The sequence below is a fragment of the Acinetobacter sp. CFCC 10889 genome (assembly GCF_003268395.1).
Lineage (GTDB): Bacteria > Pseudomonadota > Gammaproteobacteria > Pseudomonadales > Moraxellaceae > Acinetobacter.
Genome location: NZ_LQXQ01000017.1, coordinates 1 through 26136 on the forward strand (window position 1 = coordinate 1; position 26136 = coordinate 26136).

General features: G+C 38.9%; 26 protein-coding genes and 2 pseudogenes. 24 read left to right on the forward strand and 4 right to left on the reverse strand.

Going from position 1 to position 26136, the window contains the following annotated elements; translation table 11 throughout:
• The 11 genes and pseudogenes from AVJ19_RS08095 to AVJ19_RS08145 form a co-directional block, all read left to right on the forward strand.
• Positions 1–366: pseudogene (locus tag AVJ19_RS08095) on the forward strand (acyltransferase); the annotation flags it as partial.
• A gap of 80 nt (positions 367–446) precedes the next feature.
• Positions 447–1322, forward strand: coding sequence for an urease accessory protein UreD (locus AVJ19_RS08100; RefSeq protein WP_111859250.1), 876 nt, complete (start codon positions 447–449; stop codon positions 1320–1322).
• A 90-nt stretch (positions 1323–1412) separates the two neighbouring features.
• Positions 1413–2039, forward strand: a complete 627-nt coding sequence (locus AVJ19_RS08105) for a hypothetical protein (RefSeq protein ID WP_162626567.1) — start codon at positions 1413–1415, stop codon at positions 2037–2039.
• Positions 2040–2086: 47 nt separating this feature from the next.
• Entirely contained in the window at positions 2087–2389 is a 303-nt protein-coding gene (gene ureA / locus AVJ19_RS08110) for an urease subunit gamma (protein ID WP_111859252.1), read from the forward strand.
• Between the two features lie 9 nt (positions 2390–2398).
• Positions 2399–2737, forward strand: coding sequence for an urease subunit beta (locus tag AVJ19_RS08115; protein ID WP_111859253.1), 339 nt, complete (start codon positions 2399–2401; stop codon positions 2735–2737).
• Positions 2738–2748: 11 nt separating this feature from the next.
• Positions 2749–4449 carry an urease subunit alpha gene (gene ureC / locus AVJ19_RS08120; RefSeq protein WP_111859254.1) on the forward strand — a complete coding sequence of 567 codons (1701 nt, stop codon included), beginning with the start codon at positions 2749–2751 and terminating at the stop codon, positions 4447–4449.
• A gap of 15 nt (positions 4450–4464) precedes the next feature.
• On the forward strand, positions 4465–5043 hold the full coding sequence (locus AVJ19_RS08125) for a histidine phosphatase family protein (protein WP_111859255.1): 579 nt from the start codon (positions 4465–4467) through the stop codon (positions 5041–5043).
• A gap of 27 nt (positions 5044–5070) precedes the next feature.
• Positions 5071–5583 carry an urease accessory protein UreE gene (gene ureE / locus AVJ19_RS08130; protein ID WP_111859256.1) on the forward strand — a complete coding sequence of 171 codons (513 nt, stop codon included), beginning with the start codon at positions 5071–5073 and terminating at the stop codon, positions 5581–5583.
• On the forward strand, positions 5570–6235 hold the full coding sequence (locus AVJ19_RS08135) for an urease accessory protein UreF (RefSeq protein WP_111859257.1): 666 nt from the start codon (positions 5570–5572) through the stop codon (positions 6233–6235). The genes ureE and AVJ19_RS08135 overlap by 14 nt, the downstream gene beginning before the upstream one ends.
• A 104-nt stretch (positions 6236–6339) precedes the next feature.
• A complete protein-coding gene (ureG, locus tag AVJ19_RS08140) occupies positions 6340–6954 on the forward strand; it encodes an urease accessory protein UreG (protein ID WP_111859258.1) in 615 nt (204 codons plus the stop codon).
• A 10-nt stretch (positions 6955–6964) separates the two neighbouring features.
• On the forward strand, positions 6965–7573 hold the full coding sequence (locus tag AVJ19_RS08145; protein ID WP_228203321.1) for a HupE/UreJ family protein: 609 nt from the start codon (positions 6965–6967) through the stop codon (positions 7571–7573).
• A 116-nt stretch (positions 7574–7689) separates the two neighbouring features.
• Here AVJ19_RS08145 and AVJ19_RS08150 read toward each other — a convergent pair whose 3' ends face one another.
• Both AVJ19_RS08150 and AVJ19_RS08155 read right to left on the reverse strand, forming a co-directional pair.
• Entirely contained in the window at positions 7690–9297 is a 1608-nt protein-coding gene (locus AVJ19_RS08150) for a purine-cytosine permease family protein (protein WP_111859259.1), read from the reverse strand.
• A 320-nt stretch (positions 9298–9617) separates the two neighbouring features.
• A pseudogene (locus tag AVJ19_RS08155) lies at positions 9618–11521 on the reverse strand (ATP-binding cassette domain-containing protein).
• Between the two features lie 36 nt (positions 11522–11557).
• Between AVJ19_RS08155 and AVJ19_RS08160 the strand changes: the two are divergent.
• The gene (locus tag AVJ19_RS08160) at positions 11558–11803 is read left to right on the forward strand and encodes a SlyX family protein (protein WP_111859260.1); all 246 of its coding nucleotides are present in this window, start codon (positions 11558–11560) and stop codon (positions 11801–11803) included.
• Between the two features lie 118 nt (positions 11804–11921).
• The gene (locus AVJ19_RS08165; protein WP_111859261.1) at positions 11922–12929 is read left to right on the forward strand and encodes a hypothetical protein; all 1008 of its coding nucleotides are present in this window, start codon (positions 11922–11924) and stop codon (positions 12927–12929) included.
• A 24-nt stretch (positions 12930–12953) separates the two neighbouring features.
• Here AVJ19_RS08165 and AVJ19_RS08170 read toward each other — a convergent pair whose 3' ends face one another.
• On the reverse strand, positions 12954–13856 hold the full coding sequence (locus AVJ19_RS08170) for a peptidase (RefSeq protein ID WP_111859262.1): 903 nt from the start codon (positions 13854–13856) through the stop codon (positions 12954–12956).
• 343 nt (positions 13857–14199) lie between these two features.
• Between AVJ19_RS08170 and AVJ19_RS08175 the strand changes: the two genes are divergently transcribed.
• The 7 genes from AVJ19_RS08175 (at position 14200) to AVJ19_RS08205 (ending at position 21366) form a co-directional block, all read left to right on the forward strand.
• The gene (locus AVJ19_RS08175; protein WP_111859263.1) at positions 14200–14649 is read left to right on the forward strand and encodes an ammonium transporter; all 450 of its coding nucleotides are present in this window, start codon (positions 14200–14202) and stop codon (positions 14647–14649) included.
• Between the two features lie 28 nt (positions 14650–14677).
• Positions 14678–17320, forward strand: coding sequence for a type I DNA topoisomerase (gene topA / locus AVJ19_RS08180; RefSeq protein ID WP_111859264.1), 2643 nt, complete (start codon positions 14678–14680; stop codon positions 17318–17320).
• Positions 17321–17324: 4 nt separating this feature from the next.
• The gene (locus tag AVJ19_RS08185) at positions 17325–18179 is read left to right on the forward strand and encodes an NgoPII family restriction endonuclease (RefSeq protein ID WP_111859265.1); all 855 of its coding nucleotides are present in this window, start codon (positions 17325–17327) and stop codon (positions 18177–18179) included.
• Between the two features lie 3 nt (positions 18180–18182).
• On the forward strand, positions 18183–19223 hold the full coding sequence (locus AVJ19_RS08190) for a DNA cytosine methyltransferase (RefSeq protein ID WP_111859266.1): 1041 nt from the start codon (positions 18183–18185) through the stop codon (positions 19221–19223).
• 94 nt (positions 19224–19317) lie between these two features.
• Complete coding sequence (locus tag AVJ19_RS08195; RefSeq protein ID WP_111859267.1) at positions 19318–19770, forward strand: NUDIX hydrolase; 453 nt, start codon at positions 19318–19320, stop codon at positions 19768–19770.
• A gap of 143 nt (positions 19771–19913) precedes the next feature.
• Complete coding sequence (locus AVJ19_RS08200) at positions 19914–20672, forward strand: hypothetical protein (protein ID WP_111859268.1); 759 nt, start codon at positions 19914–19916, stop codon at positions 20670–20672.
• Between the two features lie 130 nt (positions 20673–20802).
• Positions 20803–21366 carry an HdeD family acid-resistance protein gene (locus AVJ19_RS08205; RefSeq protein ID WP_068973691.1) on the forward strand — a complete coding sequence of 188 codons (564 nt, stop codon included), beginning with the start codon at positions 20803–20805 and terminating at the stop codon, positions 21364–21366.
• Positions 21367–21470: 104 nt separating this feature from the next.
• Here the strand turns inward: AVJ19_RS08205 and AVJ19_RS08210 are convergent, their stop codons facing one another.
• Positions 21471–21920 (reverse strand): carboxymuconolactone decarboxylase family protein, encoded by a 450-nt coding sequence (locus AVJ19_RS08210; protein WP_111859269.1) that lies wholly within the window; start codon positions 21918–21920, stop codon positions 21471–21473.
• On the opposite strand from AVJ19_RS08210, the gene AVJ19_RS08215 reads away from it, so the two are divergent.
• The 4 genes from AVJ19_RS08215 to AVJ19_RS08230 all read left to right on the forward strand — a co-directional run bounded on the left by AVJ19_RS08215 (position 21919) and on the right by AVJ19_RS08230 (position 26109).
• Positions 21919–22197 carry a hypothetical protein gene (locus AVJ19_RS08215; RefSeq protein WP_111859270.1) on the forward strand — a complete coding sequence of 93 codons (279 nt, stop codon included), beginning with the start codon at positions 21919–21921 and terminating at the stop codon, positions 22195–22197. The genes AVJ19_RS08210 and AVJ19_RS08215 overlap by 2 nt on opposite strands.
• Before the next feature lie 88 nt (positions 22198–22285).
• Positions 22286–23431 (forward strand): glycerate kinase, encoded by a 1146-nt coding sequence (locus AVJ19_RS08220; RefSeq protein WP_111859271.1) that lies wholly within the window; start codon positions 22286–22288, stop codon positions 23429–23431.
• A gap of 66 nt (positions 23432–23497) precedes the next feature.
• Positions 23498–24010 (forward strand): hypothetical protein, encoded by a 513-nt coding sequence (locus AVJ19_RS08225; RefSeq protein WP_111859272.1) that lies wholly within the window; start codon positions 23498–23500, stop codon positions 24008–24010.
• 107 nt (positions 24011–24117) lie between these two features.
• Positions 24118–26109 (forward strand): ATP-dependent helicase, encoded by a 1992-nt coding sequence (locus AVJ19_RS08230; RefSeq protein WP_111859273.1) that lies wholly within the window; start codon positions 24118–24120, stop codon positions 26107–26109.
• Positions 26110–26136 lie beyond the last annotated feature (27 nt).

The following is a 26136-nucleotide window of genomic DNA, read 5'->3' on the forward strand; positions in this document are numbered from 1 at the left end:
GGCAGTGTCAGCTATACACAGCTTAAAGTGGCGATGATTGATGGAATATTCATGCGACTTGCATGTCTAATGTTATCAAGTTTAGGCATTTTGGCACTGTTATCCCTGACACAGTTTTTCAAAGACAGATGGCTAAAATTAGGTACTTATACCTTGCCTGTATATTTGCTACATGGTTTTGTGGTGATCGGAATCGCACGTTATTTGAAATTGGATCTGCATATTTTTGTGGAAATTTTGATGTGTATCGGTCTATCTATTGTGACATGTTGGATTTTACAACACGCCTTTTTTGATCAGCTTTTAAGAAAAATGTCTGTGTGGTTGGTCAAACCAACTGAGAAGTTATGGCGTATGCAAAAATAAATATAAAACAAGGAGTCATGTTTTGGTGCATTTTTTGCTTGATGTAATGTATTCCTCAAAATAAAACCTATTCGGTGTCAATGAATACCTTGAACTTTACCCAATCTGCTGAAAATGCATCATTTTGGTATGCAAAATTAGAATTGGGTTTTAAATATGATCAAAAATGCACTATTTTGCATCATCGTAAGCATTTTGGACCTGTTCGGGTGCAAAAAATGCTTTGGCCTGAAAAAACAGGGGTTTGTCACGCCATTATTGTGCATCCACCCGCAGGGATCGCAGGTGGCGACCATTTAACGTTCAATATACATGTTGCTGAATCTGCACATGCTTTGGTCACGACCCCCGGCGCAGGAAAATGGTACAGAACCAATGCTAAGCAAGCTTTTCAGCACATCCATATTCATGTTGAAAAAAATGCAACTTTTGAATGGTTACCACAAGAGAGCATGCTGTTTAATGGTGCATGCGCCAATTCAGAAACGCTGATTCATTTGGAGCAAACTGCAAGTTTTATCGGTTGGGATCTGTTGGTGATTGGTCGGCAAGCACGTCAGGAAAAATTCACACAAGGCATGTATGTTAATCAGTTTAAGTTATTTAAAAATAATCAATTATTGGTTAATGATCGCCTGTACTTTGTTGGCGGTGATCGTTGGCTGAGTTCATGTTTGGGAATGAATCAGCATGCGGTGATGGGCAGTTTTTGGGCTGTTCCACCTGAGCAATATCGAGCAAGTCAGTATTTGGATGAGTATATTGATTTGATTCGTGAACTCATTATGCGAATGAATATGAATGTGACATTAACCCGTTTGGATGAAGTGATTTGCGCACGTTATTTGGGTGATGATGTTCGACAATGTCATGATGCTTTTGCAGCGATTCGTGCCAAACTCAGACGTTATTGGTTTGATTTGGATGAGGAATTTCCTCGTATTTGGCGGACTTAACTGTAAAAAAGTGGTTTATTCTTCGATAGTAATGTGAGGAATATATCGATAAACTGATAAAAATTTATAGACTAAAAATAAGATAAGGTTATGAAAAAATTAATATTATTGTTGCTGTGTTTGATGCCGTTGTTATGTCAGGCAATGTCTGAAAATGACATTTCTGAAATTAAACAGCTGATGTCAAAAAATCCGATCTTTATAAATAATTTAGATAAATGCCCTGCTGATACGCCACCCAATAAAAAAGCCAAATCACCACAAGATTATACTGTTGCGGCAGCATATTGTCGGAACAATACTTTGGCATGCTATAAAAAATGTGAGAGTGAGCAGGGTTATGCTTGTTATTTTACAGCATTGAATTTACAACAAAATAATCAAAAACAAGCGGCTGAACAGTTATTTCAAAGAGGTTGTGAGTTAGGTGTAGCGTCAGCATGTACCAATCGAGCAGCAGGCGCAATGACTTTTATGGATACATTAACAGTAGAGCGAAAACAATGCATTACACGGACATTCGAAAAATCATGCCGTTGGAATGATCCGTGGGGATGCACAATGTATGCCGCTGAGTTGATTAAGAATGATGACTCTGAGGAAAGCTATGATCATGCTTTGGATGCATTGATTATGAGCTGTGTGTATGGAAAGTCAGATCCTGCCTGTGTGCAAGGCATGGAACTTAAACAATATATTTTAAATCAGCGTGATTAAAGAAATGAGCATGCTTTTTGCATAGATAAGAAAAACAGGAAAATGCTATGGAACTTAATCCCACTGAAAAAGACAAAATGCTGATATTTACGGCAGGTTTGGTGGCAGAACGCCGTAAAGCACGGGGTTTAAAACTGAACTATCCCGAATCAATTGCTTATATTTCAGCAGCATTACTTGAAGGCGCACGAGACGGTATGAGCGTCAGTGAACTCATGCATTATGGTACGACTTTACTCAGTCGAGAGGATGTGATGGATGGCATTGCAGAAATGATTGCTGAAGTGCAAGTCGAAGCCACTTTTCCTGATGGTTCAAAACTCGTCACGGTGCATCAACCGATTTTATAGGTGAATAACATGATTCCGGGTGAAGTTTTAACGCTAGATGATGATATTGAAATGAATGTCGGACGTCAGACTTTCAGCATTGACGTTGCTAATGTCGGTGATCGTCCAATTCAAATCGGTTCACATTTCCATTTTTATGAAGCCAATGATGCTTTGCAATTTGACCGTGAAGCCACACGAGGCTACCGCTTAAATATTGCAGCAGGTACAGCCATTCGTTTTGAGCCGGGGCAAAGTCGCAGTATTGAACTTGTAGCATTGGCAGGAAAGCGTGAAGTGTACGGTTTTGCAGGTCGTGTCATGGGTAAATTGGATGATGCTCCCTGTTTTGTGAATAAGAAAAATTAAGGTCAATCACTATGAAAATGTCACGCCGTGCTTATGCAGAAATGTTTGGTCCTACCGTTGGGGATCGTGTCCGTTTAGCCGATACAGAGCTGTTTATACAAGTCGAACAAGACCTGACGACCTACGGTGAAGAAGTCAAATTTGGCGGTGGTAAAGTCATTCGTGATGGCATGGGACAGTCGCAACTATTAGCCGATGAGGTGGCAGATACGGTGATTACCAATGCGCTGATTGTGGATTGGTGGGGCATTATCAAAGCGGATGTGGGTTTGAAAAATGGACGTATTTGGAAAATAGGTAAGGCAGGTAATCCTGATATTCAGCCCAATATCACCATTCCACTTGGGGCAGCAACGGAAGTGATTGCAGGTGAGGGGCAGATTTTAACCGCAGGGGCAATTGATACCCACATTCATTGGATTTGTCCACAACAAGTTGAAACCGCACTGATGTCGGGAACAACCACGATGATTGGTGGCGGCACAGGTCCTGCGGCAGGGACATCGGCAACCACAGTCACCCCCGGACCTTGGCATATTGCTACGATGTTACAAGCCATTGATGATTTACCAATGAATATCGGGCTCTTGGGCAAGGGAAATCTGAGTCAACCTGAACCGATTGCTGAACAGATTCGAGCAGGTGTAGTGGGTTTAAAATTACATGAAGATTGGGGTTCAACGCCTGCTGCGATTGATAATTGTCTGACCGTTGCTGATGAATATGATGTGCAAGTGGCGATTCATACCGATACCTTAAATGAAAGTGGGTTTTTAGAAGAAACCTTGGCAGCCTTTAAAAATCGTACCATTCACACTTATCATACCGAAGGTGCAGGCGGTGGACATGCCCCTGATATTTTAAAAGCCATTGGACAGCCGAATGTATTGCCATCCTCGACCAATCCAACTCGTCCATATACCGTCAATACCATTGATGAGCATTTGGATATGCTGATGGTGTGTCATCATTTAGATCCTGCGATTGCAGAAGATGTAGCATTTGCAGAAAGTCGGATTCGCCGTGAAACCATTGCTGCGGAAGATATTTTGCAGGATTTGGGGGCGATTGCCATGATGTCATCGGATTCGCAAGCGATGGGGCGAGTTGGCGAAGTCATTATTCGCACATGGCAAACTGCACATAAAATGAAAGTTCAACGTGGTGCATTAGAGGGTGATCATCCACATCATGATAATCATCGGGTGAAACGCTACATTGCCAAATATACGATTAATCCTGCCATTACCCATGGTTTAAGTCATGAAATTGGTTCAATTGAAGAAGGTAAATTAGCCGATTTGGTGTTGTGGAAACCTGCATTTTTTGGGGTAAAACCGTCCATGATCATCAAAGGTGGCATGATCGCTGCTGCACCGATGGGCGATATTAATGCTTCGATTCCGACACCGCAGCCTGTGCATTATCGTCCGATGTTTGGTGCACATGCACGAGGTGTACATAACACTTGTATTACTTTTTTATCGCAAGTGGCGATTGAAAATGGTGTGGCTGAACAGTTACAGTTAAAAAAGCTGATTTCTCCTGTAAAAAATACCCGTCATATTTCCAAAGCAGATATGAAGTTGAATACTTACTGTCCTGTGATGGAGGTTGATCCTGAAATTTATGAGGTTCGTGCCGATGGTGTGCATTTGACTTGTGAGCCTGCGGATGTGTTGCCGATGGCGCAACGGTATTTTTTGTTTTGATGGAGTTGATTTTTAATGGCAATTTATTTGATTCGTCATGCACAGAGTGTAGGAAATGTGGATGGAAAAACGGAGTCACATGCAAGTATTGCGTTGACCGATTTAGGACATCAGCAAGCACAACAACTGACACAAGTATTGCCACAGGCGCATCATGTCATTATTTCGCCATTTTTAAGAACTTTACAAACAGCGCAACCGATTTTGGAGCGTGATGGGCTAGAAGCTGAGATTTTGCCGATTGAAGAATTTTCTTATTTATCTGATTTGAAATGTAAAGGGACGACTTTGCAACAACGCAAACCGTGGGTCGATGCCTATTGGCAAAATTTGGATGTGGACTATGTCGATGCCACGGATGCGGAATCTTTTCGTGACCTGTATTTACGAGTTGAGGCGTTATTTACATTTCTTGATCGAGAAAAACAACGCTATACGGAGCAAAACTTGATGGTGTTTAGCCATGGTCAATTTTTACAACTGTTTAAAATGCTAAGCGAAAATCACCAAGCAGTTTCAGCACAGCTTATGCAACAGTTTCGCCACAATATGCTCAATCAACCGATTAAAAATACTGAGTTTTTTACTTATTAAATGATTTATAAAGAAAAAGGATAAAGGATGAAAATCTTTACCCAACGCCTAGAGCAGATTGAAGCAGGTACGTTATTTGAAACTATTGCTTTAAGTTTTGATACTCGCCAAAAAAGTCGCTTTCGTGCCACTTTGAACAATGGTGACGATGTTGGAGTGGATTTACCTCGTACAGGGATTCTGCGCAGTGGTGCACTTATTGCCACTGAGCAAGGCGAAATTCTTAGAATTGATGCCAAAGCAGAACGAGTGATGCAAGTCACTGCACCGTCTGCATTTGATTTACTCAAAGCGGCGTATCACTTGGGTAATCGTCATGTGCCATTGATGCTGACACCGACAGCTTTATATTTTGAGCCTGATCATGTACTTGCAGAAATGGTGGTGGGTTTAGGCTTAACCGTGACAGAAACTGAGCATCCTTTTGAACCTGAAAGTGGCGCTTATGCACAGCACAGCCATAGTCACGAACGCTTATCCAAAGCAGAAACCAAGCCTTTTAGCCCGATCACAGCGATTCATGCCCATGCCGATCACTAATGCGGTGGATTTACTCAAATTATTAACTTTATCTTCAACTGCTTTGCCTGTGGGGGCGTATTGCTATTCGCAAGGTGTGGAAAGTGCGATTGAAAAAGGCTTCATTCATGATGAAAGCTCAAGCAAAGCCTATTTTGAAGAAGTCTTGGAAATGGTCTTGGTACGCTTTGAATTACCCATTTTAAAACGATTAATGCAGCATTTTGCAGATGAACATACATTTTTATATTGGGCGGAAATCTATCGGGCAAGTCGGGAAAGTAAAGAGCTCTTGGCGGAGTCACAGCAGTTGGCATTTTCCTTAAATGCGTGGATTAAAGAGGTTTTAATTCAGCCTGTGGAAGTGAAAAAACAGTTTGGTTTTGTCCCTGTATATGCACAGCTTTGTGGTCGTTTGGGCTTAAAAGAAGCGGATGTACTGACTGCTTATAGTTTTTCCTTACTTGAAAATCAGGTTTTGGGTGCAGTGAAAACCGTTCCACTTGGGCAAATGAGTGGACAACGGATTTTATGGCATTTACATGGCTTAATACCCGAAGCGATTCAACGTGCAATGGCTGTGCATGATGACGAAATGAGCAGCAGTTTGCCACAGTACGCCATGCTCAGTATGCAACATGAAACACAATATTCACGGTTATTTCGATCTTAAATCAAGATGAAAAAGATCATAAAACTCTCTCAGATTTTCAACAATGTTTTAAATGAACACATTCAATCTTTAGTATTGAAGTAACGAATAAAAGGAAAATAATCATGTCAGAACGCAGCCCATTACGTGTCGGAATTGGTGGACCTGTAGGCTCAGGTAAAACGGCATTGACCTTAAATTTATGTCGTGCATTACGTGATAAATACAATATGGCAGTGGTCACCAATGATATTTACACCAAAGAAGATTCCAATTTTTTAACCCGCAATGAAGCCATGTCACCTGAGCGTATTGTCGGGGTGGAAACAGGCGGTTGCCCGCATACTGCGATTCGTGAAGATGCTTCAATTAACCTCGCTGCGATTGATGATTTATGTGAAAAGTTTGAGGGTTTGGAACTGATTATTATCGAAAGTGGTGGCGATAATTTGGCAGCAACGTTTAGCCCTGAATTGTCAGATTTGACGCTGTATGTGATTGATGTGGCAGGTGGTGAAAAGATTCCTCGTAAAGGTGGACCGGGCATTACCAAATCGGATTTATTGATCATTAACAAAACCGATTTAGCGCCAATGGTTGGGGCAAATCTTGATGTGATGGATCAGGATGCTAAGCGGATGCGTGGCGAAAAACCCTTTATATTTTCCAATATGAAAACGGAAGATGGTTTGGCTGAGATTATTTTATTTATTGAAAAACAAGGTTTATTTAAAGCTTGAGGATTTAAAAATGCAAAAAATAAATATGCGTAAAATCGCAATCAAGCAAGGCTTACACAAGCTGACCGTGATTCTCTTGGCAAGTTCGCCGATGTTGGCTTTGGCACATGTTGGGCATGATCATGCACATACACATTCAGGTTTTGAAGCAGGGTTTATCCATCCATTTACAGGGCTTGATCACATGATGATGGCTGTGGCATTGGGGGTATTGTTCTATTCTGCGCTGAAGCGTTGGCAGTTTGCAGGTTTGCTGTCGATGGCTGTAGCTTTGGTGGCAGGCTTTGCCATCGGGACAGCACATTTAATCCCTGAAAGCGTTGCTGAATATGGCATTGTGGCTTCATTGATTGCGGTGGCTGTGGCGCTTTGCTCAAAATCGAAAATGATTTTACCTGTGGCAACTGCAATGCTTGTGACTTTTCATGGTGTTGCGCATGGTGCTGAACTTGGACAATCAGGACATTTCTTGAGTTTGGCTTTGGGCATGGTTACTGCGATGTCGTTGATTTATGTTGCAGGTTTGTTGTTTGGAAAATTCATTGTTGAATATATTCCTCATGGTAAAAAAATTGTTGGTGGATTGGCTGCATTCATTGCGTTGATTGGTTTGGCTTGATCTTTAACTGCTGTAAAAATCCTGAATGAAAATGTGGGATTTTTAATTTCTGATTGTTAGATAAAAAATAAGGCTTCAAACGAAGCCTTATTTTTTTATCAACTATTTTAATTATTTTACTTTTCCATGGTTTTACACAACGAACAGATCACGCCTTTATGTTGATGCGAATACATAATGTCAGGACGTTCATAGTTTTCATTACAAGATACACAATGGTAAACCGTTGCAACGGGCGTACCTTCCGCATCATAACGGGGCTCTTTGATGCCATCATTATCCGACTTGATATAGTATTTTCCTTTAGTCAGTAAGCCCATGATTGGCGTGAGAACAAAAGCAACCACTAAGGCAATGATCGGTGAATACGCAGCAAAGAATTCACCGAATAATCCAAAGAATGCTGCGATCGACAGACCTGCTGCGGCAAGGAAAGACACCATGCCCACAGGGTTGATGTTGTACAACATATCACGGCGATATTCAGGTTCTTTAGGAGAAAGTTTGAGGAGAAACTTATTGATCGAAATGTCTGTGGCAACAACTACAACCCACGCGATGGCAAAGTTAGAATAAAAGCCTAAAATCTTACCAAGCGCTGCAAACATATTGCCTTCCATCAAGGCGAGGGCGATTGCAAGATTGACAATCACAAAGACAATACGACCCGGATAATGCTTGCTGATACGAGTATAAGCACTTGTCCATGCTAACGAACCTGAGTAGGCATTGGTCACATTGATTTTAATTTGTGAAATGACCACCAAAATAACCGCCAAAGACAATGCCAACCAACCCGGTAACATATCGTGGAATGCAGCATTGAATTGTTGTACAGGTTCAGTTGAGTTCACACCCGGAATTTTTGTTAATAAGTAAAAACCTAAGAATGCACCAATAATTTGCTTGATTGCACCCAAAACCACCCAACCCGGACCTGCTGAAATCACTGCAATCCACCAAGATTTGCTATTTTCTTTGGTTTTGGCAGGCATGAAACGCAAGTAATCAATTTGTTCACCGATTTGCATAATTAAGGATAAACAAATCCCTGCACCAAGCATGATTGCAGCCATGTCCAAAGGTGCATAACCGCCATTGCCTGTGTAGCTTGCAAAAGAAGTCACTAAACTTGGTTCTTGGTAAATTAAATAGGCAACAGGTCCAATCATGAGGATCAACCAAATCGGGGTTGTCCACACTTGTAATTTTGTCAGTGCTTTCATGCCATAAATGACGAGGGGAATGACCATGAGGGTAGAGACTAAATAGCCAATCCAAAGCGGAATCCCTAAACCAAGCAATAAGCCTTGAGCCATAATTGCGCCTTCAAGCGCAAAGAAAATAAAGGTAAAACTTGCAAAAATAATACTTGTTAAGACTGAGCCGATGTAACCAAAGCCTGCGCCACGTGTAATCAAATCTAAGTCAATATTATAACGTGCCGCATAATAGGCAAGAGGAATCCCTGTCAGGAAAATAATGATTGCTGCGAATAAAATCGAATAGATGGCATTGGTTGTACCATACGCCATACCAATACTTGCCCCAATTGAAAAATCTGCCAAATAGGCAATGCCACCCAATGCTGTGATGGCAACAACTTTAGGACTCCAACGGCGAAAACTGTGTGGTGCATAACGTAATGTATAGTCTTCCAATGTTTCATTGGCAGCTGAGGAGGTTTTATCCTCAAAGTTATCTGTAGTAGATGAATTATGCATCGCAAACACTCCTATTTTTTAATTTTGTGTTTGTCAGGTGTTTTGCAAAATAGATGCCAAAATTAATTATGAATAAAAACTTAAAAATAGAAGTTTGATTTTTAGGATATTATTATATGTTTGAATGGATATTCACATGCTTTACAGGCTTCAAAGTTTGCATGAAATAGAAAAATGAGCGCCATTGAAAATATACATCATGTAGGGTGAATCATATTGATGCAGTATCATTTTTCAACAGCATTAAAATGACACACAAAATGCTGCAATTAAAAAAACTCCGCACAAAGGCGGAGTTTTGATTCAAGTAAAAGTTGTAATTAACCCTTACTCATTTCCTCAAGTTCTTCCCAACGCTCTAATTTTTCCAATAACAAATCATCAATTTCAGTCAAACGATTTGAAAGTTTCATGGCTTGATCCGCATCAGAAACAAATAAAGAACCATCAGCAAGAATGTCATTAATCTCAGCTTGTTCTTTTTCCAATGCTTCCATTTCAGCAGGTAACTGCTCTAAAGCACGTTGGTCTTTATAGCTGAGTTTAACTTTTTTAGGTGCTGCAGCGGCAGCAGTTGCTTCAGCTTTTGCAGCCGCTTTTTTTGCATCGCTTTTTAAGCCAACAGCAGTTTGGTCAGGACGTTGCTCCAAATAATCTTGATAGCCACCGATGTATTCATCAATGTTGCCTTTACCATCAAAAACCCAAGTTGAGGTCACGACATTGTCCATAAAGGCACGGTCATGCGAAATGAGCAGCAATGTACCTTTATAGCCACCCAACATTTCCTCAAGCAGTTCTAAAGTCACCATATCCAAGTCATTGTTGGCTCGTCCATCACGATCAGGTTCGATGGTTTGAGTAAAAGTTTTGCCAATAAAATACGGTTACGTTCACCGCCTGACAACGCTTTCACAGGTGTACGTGCACGTTCAGGCGAGAACAGGAAGTCTTGTAAATAACTGTAAATATGACGACGACCACCATTCACATCAACAAAATCTGAACCTTCAGATACGTTATCTTTTACTGATTTTTCAAGATCTAGCGCATTACGCAATTGGTCAAAATAGGCAATTTCGAGCTGTGTTCCTGTTTTCACCGAACCGCCATGTTCAAGCTCACCTAAAATGGCTTTGATCAACGTGGTTTTACCAACACCATTGTCACCGACTAAGCCAATACGATCGCCACGCAGCACTAAAGCAGAGAAGTCTTTGATAATCGGTGCATTATCACCAAAAGTGACTTGTAAATGCTCAATATCAAAGACCAATTTACCTGAACGGTTGGCTTCTTGTGTTGCCATGCTGACTTTGCCTTGTTGCGAACGGCGAGCCTTAGATTCTTCACGCAAGGCTTTTAAGGCACGTACACGACCTTCATTACGAGTACGACGTGCTTTGATGCCTTGACGAATCCACACCTCTTCTTCTGCCAAGCGTTTATCAAATAGCGCATTTTGCTTTTCTTCAGCTTCCATTTGCTGTGCTTTCAGCTCTAAATAACGTGAATAGTTACCTTCGTAGCTACGCAAAATCCCACGGTCCAACTCCACGATGCGGGTTGCAATGCTGTCTACAAATGAACGGTCATGCGAAATGAAAAGCAGTGTTAAATTATTTTGATCAAGTAAGAATTTTTCTAACCATTCAATACTTTCAACGTCCAAATGGTTCGTCGGTTCATCAAGTAATAACACATCAGGTTGTGTGAGCAGAGCACGTGCCAATAACACACGACGTTTACGTCCACCTGATAAATCTGCCAAATCTGCTTCAGGATCTAGGCCCATTTTGCTTAAAATCGCATTGACCTTGGTTTCAAGCGACCAACCATCAAGCTGATCCATTTTATGTTGTAGATTTCCCATGCGATCACAGGCATCCATATCACCCAATACACACGCATCGCTTGCTTCATGATATGCTTTCAAGACAGCAGCAGCTTCGCCTGCACCATCTGCCACGATGTCAGCAACTTTGCCCGAATCCATCGGTACATCTTGCGCCAACATGGCAATGGTGATGCCATTTTGCAGTGCAACTTCGCCTGCATCGGGCAATAAACTTCCCTCAATCAGTTTAAGTAAAGTAGACTTACCTTCACCATTACGGCCAATCAAACAGACCCGTTCACCGCGTTCTAAACTGAAATTCGCGCCATCGAGCAGGAAAGGTCCGCCAAACGCAAGTTGGACATCCCTTAAAGTAATATAGGCCATAATGTTTCCTAAACATCCCACAGTGAGGACTAAAAAGTGACTAAACAGAAAAATTTTGATGATCAAGCGTCATTGTCCGCACCCATAGAAGATTTGCAAGTGCGAATTACATTTTTAGATGATTTAGTCGAACAATTAAATGCGCAAGTTGCACGTCAAAATGCTGAAATTGCCGATTTAAAGAAACAAATGCAGCTCATCTATCAACGTATCGAATCTTCAGATTTATCTGAAGGGATTGCTGCTTTTGATCCCATGACCAATCGTCCACCGCATTATTAATGTGCTTATTCACGTTATTTCTAAGCTTTTAATCTGTAGATAGCAGTGAAATATATTTGACCTTTGTGCAAAAGCTCGGTGTAATGCAGTCTTCCAATCTCGTTGTTAAAATTTAATCATGCAGAATAAAGTCGTACTTCTTGATATTGAAAATAATATGCCAACATTAAAAATGTTAAGGGATGTTGTGGAGCATTATTCGGCTTTATATCTGTTTAATTGCGCAGGGAAAATTGAATTTGCACTCGATGATTTAACAGAGTTAGCAAGTTTGATTGCGAGTGGGCAAATTATCATTTTGGATGTACCTGAAACCACTGAAAAAGAATATGAATATGCAGTGGTTGTAGGGCAACTTCTCGCATTGCTTGAGCAAGATACGCATATTGAAGTGGTTTCTGCAATGCCAAGTTGTCAAATGCTCATAGATATGTTGCTGAGTTCTGAGTTGAGTTGCCATTTGATTCAAGTTGAAACAGAAAATACAGCAAAAGTATCGAAGCATGTGATGCCAAGTATTGAAACCATTCAAAATAAACCTGCTTTACAATTAATTAAAAAGTATTGTGATGCTGTGGCGAAAATGACAGGTAAGCCAAATACGGTTGAAAAGTTAAAAAACTCCATTGCAAATTGCTTGCAGATCATGCCTGAAAAAGCGCAACAGCTATTGGGGATGTTGATTAATTTAAAAATAGTCAAAAAAGAAGATAAGCAAATTTGGTTTCGTAAAAAATTACTAAAACAATGGTCAAAGCTTGATTTGGATCAAAAAAATGTCGTTCCTGAACATAAAGTTTTAGAAATAGATGCTGTTTTAGAAAAGCTCAGTGCGGGCGCAAAGCAGGTGATTTCTGAGCTAGAAAAACAACAAAATAAAGCATCTGAAATGGAGTCTTTAAATAAAAACTTTGAACAAATTGATCAAGTTCAATGGGAAGTGATCCAAAAATTAAATGCTTTAAAAACAGATAAACCGAAAGATATTTATGAATTGAGAGATTTGTTGGAAAAAATGTTTCCAAAGTCAGATGTACGTTTATTACTGAAAGAATTAATTGAAAAAGGTTATATTTATTGGAATGGTCACGATGTGATTTATAGTCATGAGATGTATTTAAACTAGATTGAAGCTATTAAAAACTAGGCATTAACTGCCTAGTTTTCCATAAGATTGGCGATCCGTAAAATACAGCACAATGGTTTTATTTTTATACTGATAAGGATAAAACAATTCATAGCTTCCATTTTTTGCTTCAAAACGGATTTGTTTTGAATTGTGCTGAAAGACTTGATTTAAATATTCTTTTTCAGCCAAATTTAATTGTTTTACATAGTTTTTCTTGTCAGCACTACGTTTTTCCCAAGTGGAATTTGCAGCATTTAGAACTTCATGAATTTCAAATACTTGATCTAATCCTGCTTGATTGGTTTGGTTCAGTGCTGTGACTTGCTGTTGTGTTAAATTCACGTCACTTGAACTGAGTTTATTGTATTGATTAAAACTTAAATAGATCGGATTTTTTTGAATTTGATCAGGCACAATGACTTCAACTTCGCTAAAAGAACGATCAAGTAAGCCTAAAAATTCAATATTTTGGGTGGCTTTTTGGATATAAGGTATAGAAAACTGATATTGGCTGAGTTGTTGCAAACGAGCAGCTTGTGTTGCAATCATATTTTCAGCAGACTGTACAAAAATTTCTTGTTTTTTCTTAGCACTAAGATAATTTCCACCAAATAAAATACAGGCAATAATAGGAAAAACTGCAAATAGGCTATACATTATTTTCTTGGTATTTTTACCCGTTGTCACTTCTTGTCCACGCTCTGCAATACGTGTCAGATTTAACATGATATTGAGAATTAAAGCGCCACCCATCAAGGCAAGAATACCTAAAATACTAAACAGAAAAGTTTCAGTCATATGCTGTCGAAAGACTTTTAAACCAAAAACTTGAATGAGTACAAAGCTAAATACCCAATACACCAATAAAATAATAGAAACTAAGCCAATGATATTGCTTATTTTAACCAATAATTTTGTGTTCATTTTTATTATTCATTCGAAAAGGCAAAGTTATATATTGCCAACAACTGTAAGGTATAACAATGTCATGATGGATACAGTTTTGTAGCTTCTTTGCATTAAAATTTAAATCTTGTTGTACCAAGTTAGATTCAAGCTAGGTTTGACTTGAATGTAAAATCATATGATTTGATCAAAGTTTGGAAGTTCTGTTTGAACTTGAAGTATTGATCATAAAACTATTAAATCATTTAAAATAAATGAGATAAATCTAATGGTATCCAATTTTTCAACGACAAATAAAATTTTGATCTTGCGTTTTATATTCAGCTTATGCAACTCTAATATAGGAATAAAAAGGTGAGCTATGGAAAACACGGGTCTTTGGGTAGCAGTTATTGTTATTGTTTTTGTAATGGGTTCAATTTTTGGACTTCGAGTGAGCCCGAGAGAAAAAGCATTAGGCATTATGCGAGAGAAAGCCCGTAAAATGGGATTACATCCACGTTTGGTGGCAGCACCTGATTGGACAAAAGTGCCAATGGCAACAGAAAGCCGTGCCAGTATGGTGGCGTACTATAGTGTATTGATTCCTGAAGCACGTTTGCCTTTGATGCGTGCACGTGTAGAAGATCAAAAGCTAAAACCTTTGCAAGGCGATGCGAAATTTAATGATTTTCCCATTGCATTAAAAGGGATTTATGCTATTGATATGCAAGCTAACTGTGTGGGGCTGTATTGGGATGAAGAATCTGACTTACGAGCAACACAGCTAGAAGATATGAAAGCATATTTACTTTCCTTGGCTGAAATTTAACTTAAAAGAATAGGATAAACGGTTCATTATGGCGAAAGCTCCTCGGTCCACAACCAAAAGCACAACTGCAGAAACTCCCAATGCAGGCAAGAAACGTGCCTTAGTGATTGTGGAGTCGCCTGCAAAAGCGAAAACCATCAATAAATATTTAGGCTCAGATTATATTGTGAAGTCATCGGTTGGTCATGTGCGTGACTTGCCTACAGGTGGCTCAAGTAAATCGACAGAAAAAAAACCTGCAACACGAACTAAACTGACAGATGAACAGAAGGCTGAAAAAGCACAGACGGCATTGGTCAATCGTATGGGTGTTGACCCAGAACATGATTGGAAAGCACAGTATGAAGTGCTGCCAGGTAAAGAACATGTGGTTGCTGAACTGAAAAAACTTGCCAAAGATGCAGATGAAATCTATCTCGCAACGGATTTGGATAGAGAAGGGGAAGCGATTGCTTGGCATTTACGTGAAGTGATCGGTGGTGATGACAGTCGTTATCATCGTGTGGTCTTTAACGAAATCACCAAAAATGCCATTCAGGATGCGTTTAAACAGCCGACACGCCTTGATTTAAACCGAGTGAATGCACAACAAGCACGCCGCTTTTTAGACCGTGTAGTGGGCTTTATGGTGTCACCACTGTTATGGGAAAAAATTGCCCGTGGTCTTTCAGCAGGACGAGTGCAGTCTGTTGCGGTCAAACTTGTGGTTGAACGTGAACGTGAAATCCGTGCGTTTATTCCTGAAGAATATTGGCAAGTTTTTGCAGATACCAAATCGAAAAAAGATGACATTCGCCTTGAAGCGGTAAAGCAAGGTGGCAAAACTTTAAAATTACAAAATAAAGCGCAAACCGATGCGTTATTGAAAATTTTAAATGATGCTGAATATAAAGTTTCAACCCGTGAAGATAAGCCGACCAAGGTTAATCCAAGCGCACCCTATATCACTTCGACTTTGCAACAAGCTGCAAGTACACGCCTAGGTTTTTCTGTAAAGAAAACCATGATGCTTGCGCAGCGTTTGTATGAAGCGGGTTATATCACCTATATGCGTACCGACTCAACATTTTTGAGTGATGATGCTGTCAATATGGTACGCACGCATATCGAATCTGAGTTTGGGACGAAATACCTGCCTGCAAAAGCCAATCGTTATGGTAATAAAGCAGGTGCACAAGAAGCGCATGAAGCGATTCGTCCATCCAATGTGGCACTGAAAGGTGATCAATTGGCAGGTGCGGAACGTGATGCACAGCGTTTATATGATTTGATTTGGCGTCAATTTGTCGCATGTCAGATGACGCCTGCGGAATATTTATCTTCCACCATTCTTGTTGATGCCAATGGCGTGGAACTTAAAGCCAAAGGTCGTACCTTGGTTTTTGATGGTTTTACCAAAGTGCGTGGTCAAAACAAATCGGATGATGATGTTTTACTGCCTGCGGTGAAAGTCGGTGAAGTGCTTAAGTTAGAAAAACTTGATCCATCACAGCACTTTACCAAACCACCTGCACGTTTTACCGAAGCCTCATTGGTCAAAGAATTAGAGAAAAAAGGCATTGGTCGTCCTTCGACTTATGCTGCGATTATTTCGACCATTCAAGATCGTGGTTATGTCAAACTCGATAATCGCCGTCTTTATGCTGAAAAAATGGGTGAAATCGTCACAGATCGTTTGGACGAAAGTTTTAACAATCTGATGAATTATGCATTCACCGCAGACTTGGAAGGGCAGCTCGATAAAGTTGCTGATGGCGAACGTAATTGGAAAGAATTACTCGACAGTTTTTATGGCGACTTTAAGAAGCGTCTGACCACTGCACAGGGTGAGAATGGCATGCGCCGTAATCTGCCTGTTGAAGTGGAAGCGGTGCATTGTAAAGAATGCGAACGCCCAATGCAGATCCGTACAGGAACAACAGGCGTATTCTTAGGGTGTTCAGGATATAACTTGCCACCAAAAGAACGCTGTAAAGGTACATTGAACTTAACGCCTGTCGAATCACTTGCTGCTTTGTCTGATGATGATGGTGCTGAAACCGCAGATTTGATGTCGAAAAAACGTTGTCCTGTTTGTGGTACTGCAATGGACAGTTATGTGATCGACGGTGGTCGCAAACTCCATATTTGTGGTAATAATCCTGACTGTAATGGTTATGAGCTTGAAGAAGGTGAGTTCAAAATCAAGGGTTATGATGGTCCAACCATTCCATGTGACAAATGTGATGGTGAGATGCAGTTGAAAACAGGTCGTTTTGGTCCTTATTTTGCTTGTATGAGCTGTGATAATACCCGCAAAGTTTTGAAAAATGGTCAACCTGCGCCACCACGTGTAGATCCAATCAAAATGGAACATTTACGTTCAACCAAGCATGACGATTATTTTGTCTTGCGTGATGGTGCAGCAGGTTTGTTCCTGGCTGCAAGTAAGTTCCCGAAAATCCGTGAAACCCGTGCACCAAAAGTGGCAGAGCTTCGTACTGTTGCAGATCAAATTGACCCGAAATATCAATTTATCTTGCAAGCACCTGATCAAGATCCTGAAGGGAATCCAACCTTGGTGAAATTTAGCCGTAAAAACCAATCACAATATATTGGTTCTGAAACAGCTGAAGGTAAACAAACCAAATGGTCGTTGGTATATCAAGAAGGGAAATGGGTTGAGGCTTAGATACATGTCTGCGAATGTTATTGATGCGATGATGAATTTAATTCGTCATCCAATTATCAATTTACAACAAAGCTATATTGGTCGTAATCGTGCGAATAGTATGGGGGATGCGCTAGAGCGATATATACAGGACTTGTTTATTAATGGATATAACTTAACAGAACAAGAACGAGCAGATGCTATTAATACGCATTTCTCATATATTGGTAATACGAGCAATCCTCCTGATGCGATGCTGCGAGGAGGAGATGCGATTGAAGTTAAAAAAATTGAAACCAAAAATTCTGATCTAGCTTTAAACTCAAGTTATCCGAAAGCTGTGTTGAAAAATAACAATCCAATGCTGACATCATATTGTAGAACTGCAGAGATGTGGACACAAAAAGATATGTTATATGCGGTTGGTGTTGTTGAAAAAGATCAATTACAGGCTTTATCTTTTGTATATGGTATTGATTATGCAGCAGATGAAGAAATATATAATGCTGTTAGAGAGCGGATCAAGTCAGGTGTAGAAACTATTGAGGGTATTGAATTTACACCAACCAAAGAATTGGGGAAAATTAATAAAATAGATCCTTTAGGTATTACATATTTACGGGTTAGAGGGATGTGGGGGATTCAAAATCCTTTCAAAGTTTTTTCTTTAATTTATCAGCGTAATTTAAACCATCAATTTAACTTTATGGCTATTATTAATGATGATAAATGGTCAATGTTTGAAAATGCATCACAATTGATTGAATTAATTGAAGATACACCAAATGCAACCATAGAAAATGTACAAATTAGAAATCCAAATAATCCAGCTCAATTTAAATCTGCTAAACTTATCAGCTTTTTTATTTCAGGAGTTTAGTTAATGAAACCAAAGATTATTAGTTTGTTCTCAGGGGCAGGCGGTATGGATTTAGGTTTTCAGAAAGCTGGCTTTGAAATTTCAGTTGCTAATGAATATGATAAAACGATTTGGGCGACTTATGAAAAAAACCATAATGCACACTTATTAAAAGGAGATATTCGTCAGTTTTCTGAAGATGATTTCCCTAATGATTGTGATGGAATTATTGGCGGGCCTCCTTGTCAAAGTTGGAGTGAGGCAGGTGCATTACGTGGTATAGATGATGCACGTGGTCAATTATTCTTTGATTACATTCGTATTTTAAAAGCAAAACAACCCAAATTTTTTGTTGCTGAAAATGTATCTGGTATGTTAGCTCAAAGGCATAATGAAGCTGTTCAAAATATTATTGATATGTTTGAACAGTCTGGCTATCACGTATTTATTAAAATGCTAGACGCTTATGATTTCGGGGTGGCACAGACACGTAAGCGTGTGTTTTATATTGGCTTCCGACATGACTTAAATATTACTAATTTTCAGTTTCCTGAGCCTATAGCTACAGAACAAAAACAGCATTTACGTCAAGTGATTGATGATATTAAGGACTTGGCTATTCCCGCCTTAGATAAGAATAAAACGAATGGTAATGCTTGTAAGATTCTTAATCATGAATATTTTACAGGTAGTTATTCAACCATTTATATGAGTCGAAATCGTGTGCGTGGTTGGGATGAGCCATCATTCACTATACAGGCAAGCGGTAGGCAAGCGCCACAACATCCTCAAGCGCCTAAGATGATTAAAATAGAAGAGAATAAGTTTGAGTTTTCTTTTGGGAAAGAAGAACAATATCGCCGTTTATCTATTCGAGAATGTGCAAGGATTCAAGGTTTTCCTGATGATTTTGAGTTTATTTATGACGCTCTCCAGAATGCTTATAAAATGATTGGAAATGCTGTTCCAGTACATTTAGCTTATGTTGTTGCAAAACAAATAAAGCAATATTTAGATGAAAAAAGTGGTTTATATTCAAAAAAAAGTGAAAAAATTTGTGCGTAATGATCATAAATTTACTGAAATTTTTGAATAAAAAAATGCTAACTTCGGTTAGCATTTTTTATGCTCTAAAATTTTATATAAACAGAGATTTAACATGATTCCGATCCGTTCCATTATTGTATCTAGTATTTTACTTTCTAAAGTGGATGGTGAAATGAAAATTTTGTTGATGAAACGAGTGAAAGGTGATTTTTGGTGTCATGTGGCAGGAAAAGTTGAAGCCAATGAAACAGCAACTCAAGCTATTCTCCGAGAAATACAGGAAGAAACGCAGATTCAAGTCAAGCAACTTTTTAGTGCTGATTATATTGAACAATTTTATGAAGCGAGTTTGAATGTGATTGAAATGATTCCTGCTTTTGTGGGGATTTGTAGTGATGAGCAAACTGTTGTTTTAAATGATGAACATACCGAATATCGTTGGTGTAATTTGGCTGATGCAAAAGCATTGGTGGTATTTTCAAATCAAAGAAAACTATATGATTTTGTTTGGGAAAATTTTGTAGAAAATAAGCCTGAAAGTTTGTTGGAAATAGCTTTAAAATAACTGAAAAGAGAATTCAAAAACATTGTATTTTCAGACAGACTGGAAGTTGTTGTTGGATATTTGAAAATTTGTAGATTCGAGAATCGTGATTGGATTCAATATTGTCATTTAACTTTGCACGGCTAATTTGGAATAAAATAAATATGTGGAAAAAAATCCGAGTCGTTATTTTGTTGGCGATTTTATTGGTCGTTGTAGTCAATGCATGGCGAGACATGAATCAGGATTGGACAAAACCAATCGTGGTGTTATTACATCCAATCAATGCGGATGGGCAAGCTGCGACTGAAAAGTATATTCAGCAACTTTCGATAGATAGTCTGGGTGATTCTCAACAATATTTACAACAGCAATCGCAACAATTTAGAGGACAGCCGATTCAATTGTATTTCCAACTTGGACGTGAGTTAAAACAATTACCACCACAAGTTTCTGAAAAGAGTAGTGCTTTAAGGAGTATGCTTTGGAGTTTAAAGTTCCGTTTTTATGCATGGAAACAACATCAAAGTGGTGATGGTGCACCTGCTGTCACACTTTATTTAAATTATTACGATCCTAAATTGACCAAACAAGTGAAACATTCCACTGCTTTGGAACGTGGTCGTATTGGTACAGTGAATCTTTTTGCTTCACAAAAGCAAAGTGACCAAAATAAAGTGGTTTTGGTACATGAGTTATTACATACTTTTGGTGCAAAAGATAAATATGATTTAATGACAGGTCAGCCCATTTTCCCATTAGGCTATGCACATCCTGCACAAAAACCTTTATATCCACAGCAATATGCTGAAATTATGGGGGGCTATGTACCAATTTCTGCAAGCAAAAGTAAAATTCCAAATAGTTTGCAAGACACTATGATGAGTGACTTAACAGCACAAGAAATTGGGTGGATTAAATAAGAAGTATTCATGATGCTCAGAACTGTGGATAAGATAGAATCTATCCACATGTCAGATGCATATCTTATACAGACAAAAAATTGAATCGGATTAAAAATCAAATGAATCAATAACAACCAAGAGAACAAATATGCGTACTGTGGGAAATGATATAGTCCGTCATCAATTGCATGAAAATCGGAAATGGTATTTGTTGTTGGGTGCGGTCTTGGTCATCTTTGGCTTGGTACTACTTGCCTCATTGGGTATGGCAACATTAACAGTTGTCGTCTTGTTTGGTGTCCTGATGATGATCGGTGGGGTGATTCATTTAATTGCTGCTTTTAAAATCTTTGATGGCGGCTTTCGTTGGCTTTGGGCATTGTTCGGAATATTGTATTTGATCGCTGGTTATTATGCGTTTAAATCTCCGATTACTACGGCTGTGGTGTTGACCAATCTGCTTGCGATAGCTTTATTAATTGGCGGTTTTATTCGAGTTTTTAATGCCTTTATGTTGAAACCGATGTCAGGTTGGGGGTGGACATTATTTTCGGGTTTACTGACTTTGGCGACAGGTGCAATTATTTTAGCTTCGCCTGATGCTCCGTTTTGGGTTTTAGGATTATTTCTTGGTGTAGATATTTTATTCCAAGGTGTCAATTATCTGACTTTTGCAGCAGCAATTAAGCAGATACCACCTGCAAGTCATTGATTATTTTTTAAATGAATAAAAATGTCCAATCAATATGTTGGGCATTTTTGTTTTAGCTTTGAAAAATTTAAGTTTATTTAAAATTCAAGATTGTATTATTTTGCTCAAGGCGCCACTTTATATTGGCTTGAAATGGCAATACGATTCCACGTATTAATGACAATTGCAATCCATTCAATCGCCGTAATTTCGTCATCATTCAATACTTCTTTTGCGGCTGCATAGGCTTCATCAGGAAAATGCTGTTGTGCAATCAATGTGATTTCTTCAATCAACACTAAGGCAGCACGTTCTTTATCTGAAAAATACTGACTTTCTCGCCATGCACTGATCAAAGCAATTCGATCTACAGACTCACCTGCCTTGATTGCGTCCTGAGTATGCATACGTACACAAAAAGAACATTGGTTAATTTGTGAGGCACGTAGCTTTAACAGATGTGAAAAACCAAGATCTAAACCTGCTTGTTTCACTTTTTGCACGGATAAATTTTCAAGTTCAAGCACTGTTTTATACAGTTCAGGTGCGGTTTTACCGAGATTGACACGTGACATGGGATTTACACTTTCATTATTGGGTATACTTTATTTTATCGCTAAAATTTTCAAACACTGTTTAGATTTTATAAAAATGATGAATAAAGCTTATAAAATTTCATTTACGCTTACCGCGATTGGATCAGTTTTATATTTTATGATCAATGAGTTAAAAGCAGATGGAATTCAAATAGATTCAGGAGTTAGCATTATTTTGGCAATAGTCGTAGCACTTTTGCTGTTCTTTATTTGGCTATATTTTCGTAGTGAGGATAAAAAAGTGAAACAAAAATAAGCAAATTATAAAAAGATATAAAATAAGCCAATTGATTGAAAAAATCATGTTAATAATAGGCTTAGACCAACAACTTACATGATGGAACATGACGACTTTTATCCTTGCCCCTGATTCATTTAAAGAAAGTATGACCGCTGAACAAGCCTGCTTGGCTATGCAACGTGGTATCGAAAAAGTTATACCTGATGCAAAGATTATCCATGTACCGATGGCAGATGGTGGAGAGGGAACAGTTGATGCTTTGGTTTCTGCACGAAATGGGCGCAAAGTTTACATCGAAGTTTCAGGACCATTTACACAGAAAAAAGTCCAAGCCTATTTCGGTTTGATTGAAAATGATCAAACGGCTGTGATCGAAATGGCACTTGCCAATGGTATTCATCTGATCGAAAAGTCGCAACGCAATCCATTACTCACTTCAACTTTGGGTACAGGAGAAATGATTAAAGCTGCATTGGACTTGGGTGTATCGAAAATCATTATTGGTTTGGGTGGTAGTGTGACCAATGATGCAGGTGCAGGCATGGCGCAGGCTTTAGGGGCAAAGTTTTTGGATGAATATGGTCAATCCGTTGCATTGGGCGGTGGTCAGCTTGATCAGATTCAAAGCATTGATCTTTCGGAATTGGATGCGCGTTTAAAACAGACTGAGATTATCATTGCGAGTGATGTGAATAATCCTTTGTGTGGCGAAAATGGTGCGTCTTATGTGTTTGCACCACAGAAAGGTGCAAACCCTGAAATGGTCAAAACTTTAGATCAGAACTTAAAGCAGTTTGCTGATTTGGTTGAATCTACTTTAAACATTGAAAAACAAAATATAGCAGGAGCAGGGGCAGCAGGTGGTTTGGGTTTTGGACTGATGGCTTTTGCAGGTGCAAGTATTCGTTCAGGCGTGGAAATCGTGATCGAAGAAACTCAGCTTGCTGAAAAAATTGCTCAAGCAGATTATGTCTTTACAGGTGAGGGTGGCATAGATTTTCAAACCAAGTTTGGTAAAACCCCGTTTGGTGTGGCGCAAGTGGCGAAGCGTTTGAATAAGCCTGTGATCGCTTTTGCAGGCTATGTCGGTGAAGGTGTTGAAGAATTGTATGATGAGGGATTTACTGCGATTTTTGGGATTGTGGATGGGGCTTGTGATTTAACTACAGCTTTAAAAAATGGTGAGAAGAATTTGGAAAGGTGCTGTGAGAGTGTGGTGAGGTTGATTAATAAAGAAAAATGTATTTAATTTAATTGATTATTTTATTATCTAAATTAGAATGATTTTATAAATTAGGGAGCCTTGGTAATTTATATGTTAAATATAAAAAAAATTATAGTGTTATTATGTGGATTGATTGCTACTCAAACATTTGCGCTACCTGATGATATTGAAAAAATTGTAGTTAAGAAAGTAAATGATGAGCGAAACTGGGTTGCGAGTAAACTTGAGTTTGCACAAAAAAATCATGAATTAATTACTCATGAAAATTATGGTTTAAGTGTGGATTTAATGGGTTATAAGCTTGATTTGGCAATGCAGAAGGTCGTTGTTTCAACAGATAAAGCTATAGCGGAAAAAGGAAAAACCTTAGAAATTAGAAATGAATATAAAGATAAACTTAAACGTGATAATTTAAAGTTAGCTGAAATAAAATCAAAAATTGATGAAATTTTGTGTCCTAATTTAGAGTTAAGTTTAGCTTTATATATTCATCAAAAAGCTAATCCGAAGTTCTCAAATTTATCATCACTACAAGTTGAGAGGACGAGATTGGAAAGTGCTGTAGAAGATGTTGATTATAAAAAATGTTTAACAAATATTTAATAGTATGATTTTGATAATCTTTAATTACAAGTAATGTCGTTTATTTATAGTCTTACTGTCTAATAGAGTCTGCTAAACTACACCCATCCATAACACGATGAGTAAATATGAGTTTAGCCAACCTGATCAATGAATTAAACCCTCAACAAAAACAAGCTGCTACGACTGAAACAAAACACAGTTTAGTACTTGCAGGGGCAGGTTGTGGCAAAACCAAAACCATCGTGGCACGAGCAGCGTACTTGATTGATCAAGGTGTGCCTGCCAATCAAATCCAAATTCTGACATTTACTCGTCGTTCAGCAAGTGAAATTGTCGCACGTGTGGAACTCGCTTTGGGTGATCAAGCCAAAGGTTTACGCGCTTCAACATTCCATACCTTTTGTATGTACCTCTTGCGCCGTGTGCCAAAAGCCTTTGGATTAGAACAATTTTCAATTATTGATCGTGATGATCAACTGATGTTATTCCGCTTAATCCGTGGCAAAGATGATAAGAAAAATCCAAATGCATTGCCGAAGCCACAACAGCTTTGCGACCTCTATTCATTCGCGCGCAATACCCGCCAAAAACTCAGTTTGGCTTTAGAAAAACAATTGCCTGAATTTTTAGAATATAAAGATCAAATTGCTGAGATTATGAAAGAGTACGAAAGCCGAAAACGTACTCGTTATTTTCTGGATTATGACGATATTTTGGCTGTGGTGGCTTCAGGTTTGGCGCAGTCTGAGGGCTTGGCTGATTATGTGGCAGGGTTGTGTCAACACATGCTCGTGGATGAAATGCAGGATACCAATCCATTGCAATGGGCAATTCTGGAACCACTGAAAGATAAAACTTCATTGTTCTGTGTGGGGGATGATGCACAGTCGATTTATGGATTTCGTGGTGCGGACTTTGAAAATATTCACCATTTCAAAGAGCGTGTGCCTGATGCAGAAATTTTCAAACTCGAAAAAAATTATCGTTCCACCCAAGAAATTTTAGATCTGTCTAATTGGTTGCTTGATCAAAGCGAAATTCACTATGATAAAAAATTAGAAGCCTATCGTGGCGATGGCATTAAACCGAAAATGCACGTCTTTCCCAATGAATTTGATGAAGCGAAATGGATTGCCATCGACATCAAAGAACGGCATTTGCTTGAAGCTGCTGCATGGAATGACCACATGGTGTTAGTGCGTTCAGCCTTTGCTGCACGTCATATCGAAGCAGCATTTATCCAAGCCAATGTGCCATATCGTTTTATTGGTGGGATGAAACTGCTTGAAACAGCGCATGTTAAAGACTTGCTGAGTTTACTCCGTGTGATTGCCAATCCAATGGATGATATTGCGTGGATGCGCTTTTTAACTCTGTGGAATGGTGTCGGTGATGTCGGTGCAAGTAAGCTTGCACAGCAACTTTTACTTGAATCCGACCTTGATAAACTATTTGAGAAATTAGAAAAGTTTGGGCGAATTCCTGACAATACTCTGCTGATTATGAAGCAAATGTCAGTACTCAAAACCGAAGTAGAAGCTTGCGTCAAACTCGGTGTCGAAGCCATTCTCAATCAACTTGAAGAAAATTATGCCAAGAAAGATTGGCATAAACGAGTGGGTGATTTCGATCTTGTGAAACAACTGGCTTCTAAACATTCACAACTGAGTGAGTTTTTAGAAGAATATGTACTTGATCCTGTGTCTATTTCTGAAATAGAGCGTCAGTCACAAGACGATGTGGTGACGTTGATTACCATTCACTCCGCAAAAGGAACTGAGCAAAAAGTCTGTTATGTGGCGAATGTTTCAGCAGGGCAATATCCACACGCACGTGCACAAGGTAATTTTGATGAAGTGGAAGAAGAACGCCGTGTGTTGTATGTGGCGTTAACCCGTGCGCAAAATGAGTTGATATTAACCAAACAAAATTTAAGTTTTTGGGCGCATACTCAAACTGATGAAAAAGGTCGTAAAGTGGAAAGCTATTTTCTTAATGATTTAACTCGGAATTTATGCACCACTGAAACCCATTATCGTCAGCGTGAACAAACGGTAAAAAGTGCTTTGATCGCACGTAAGCGGATTAATTTAGATTTTGGCATTGATCTGGATTAAACTATAGCGAAGATAAAGTAGGTTTGA

Excerpts from the sequence above, each read along its gene's own strand:
- AVJ19_RS08100 (WP_111859250.1), top strand. The coding sequence starts at position 447 with ATGAATACCTTGAACTTTACCCAATCTGCTGAAAATGCATCATTTTGG.
- AVJ19_RS08105 (WP_162626567.1), top strand. The coding sequence starts at position 1,413 with ATGAAAAAATTAATATTATTGTTGCTGTGTTTGATGCCGTTGTTATGT.
- ureA (WP_111859252.1), top strand. The coding sequence starts at position 2,087 with ATGGAACTTAATCCCACTGAAAAAGACAAAATGCTGATATTTACGGCA.
- AVJ19_RS08115 (WP_111859253.1), top strand. The coding sequence starts at position 2,399 with ATGATTCCGGGTGAAGTTTTAACGCTAGATGATGATATTGAAATGAAT.
- ureC (WP_111859254.1), top strand. The coding sequence starts at position 2,749 with ATGAAAATGTCACGCCGTGCTTATGCAGAAATGTTTGGTCCTACCGTT.
- AVJ19_RS08125 (WP_111859255.1), top strand. The coding sequence starts at position 4,465 with ATGGCAATTTATTTGATTCGTCATGCACAGAGTGTAGGAAATGTGGAT.
- ureE (WP_111859256.1), top strand. The coding sequence starts at position 5,071 with ATGAAAATCTTTACCCAACGCCTAGAGCAGATTGAAGCAGGTACGTTA.
- AVJ19_RS08135 (WP_111859257.1), top strand. The coding sequence starts at position 5,570 with ATGCCGATCACTAATGCGGTGGATTTACTCAAATTATTAACTTTATCT.
- ureG (WP_111859258.1), top strand. The coding sequence starts at position 6,340 with ATGTCAGAACGCAGCCCATTACGTGTCGGAATTGGTGGACCTGTAGGC.
- AVJ19_RS08145 (WP_228203321.1), top strand. The coding sequence starts at position 6,965 with ATGCAAAAAATAAATATGCGTAAAATCGCAATCAAGCAAGGCTTACAC.
- AVJ19_RS08150 (WP_111859259.1), bottom strand. The coding sequence starts at position 9,297 with ATGCATAATTCATCTACTACAGATAACTTTGAGGATAAAACCTCCTCA.
- AVJ19_RS08165 (WP_111859261.1), top strand. The coding sequence starts at position 11,922 with ATGCAGAATAAAGTCGTACTTCTTGATATTGAAAATAATATGCCAACA.
- AVJ19_RS08170 (WP_111859262.1), bottom strand. The coding sequence starts at position 13,856 with ATGAACACAAAATTATTGGTTAAAATAAGCAATATCATTGGCTTAGTT.
- AVJ19_RS08175 (WP_111859263.1), top strand. The coding sequence starts at position 14,200 with ATGGAAAACACGGGTCTTTGGGTAGCAGTTATTGTTATTGTTTTTGTA.
- topA (WP_111859264.1), top strand. The coding sequence starts at position 14,678 with ATGGCGAAAGCTCCTCGGTCCACAACCAAAAGCACAACTGCAGAAACT.
- AVJ19_RS08185 (WP_111859265.1), top strand. The coding sequence starts at position 17,325 with ATGTCTGCGAATGTTATTGATGCGATGATGAATTTAATTCGTCATCCA.
- AVJ19_RS08190 (WP_111859266.1), top strand. The coding sequence starts at position 18,183 with ATGAAACCAAAGATTATTAGTTTGTTCTCAGGGGCAGGCGGTATGGAT.
- AVJ19_RS08195 (WP_111859267.1), top strand. The coding sequence starts at position 19,318 with ATGATTCCGATCCGTTCCATTATTGTATCTAGTATTTTACTTTCTAAA.
- AVJ19_RS08200 (WP_111859268.1), top strand. The coding sequence starts at position 19,914 with ATGTGGAAAAAAATCCGAGTCGTTATTTTGTTGGCGATTTTATTGGTC.
- AVJ19_RS08205 (WP_068973691.1), top strand. The coding sequence starts at position 20,803 with ATGCGTACTGTGGGAAATGATATAGTCCGTCATCAATTGCATGAAAAT.
- AVJ19_RS08215 (WP_111859270.1), top strand. The coding sequence starts at position 21,919 with ATGGGATTTACACTTTCATTATTGGGTATACTTTATTTTATCGCTAAA.
- AVJ19_RS08210 (WP_111859269.1), bottom strand. The coding sequence starts at position 21,920 with ATGTCACGTGTCAATCTCGGTAAAACCGCACCTGAACTGTATAAAACA.
- AVJ19_RS08220 (WP_111859271.1), top strand. The coding sequence starts at position 22,286 with ATGACGACTTTTATCCTTGCCCCTGATTCATTTAAAGAAAGTATGACC.
- AVJ19_RS08225 (WP_111859272.1), top strand. The coding sequence starts at position 23,498 with ATGTTAAATATAAAAAAAATTATAGTGTTATTATGTGGATTGATTGCT.
- AVJ19_RS08230 (WP_111859273.1), top strand. The coding sequence starts at position 24,118 with ATGAGTTTAGCCAACCTGATCAATGAATTAAACCCTCAACAAAAACAA.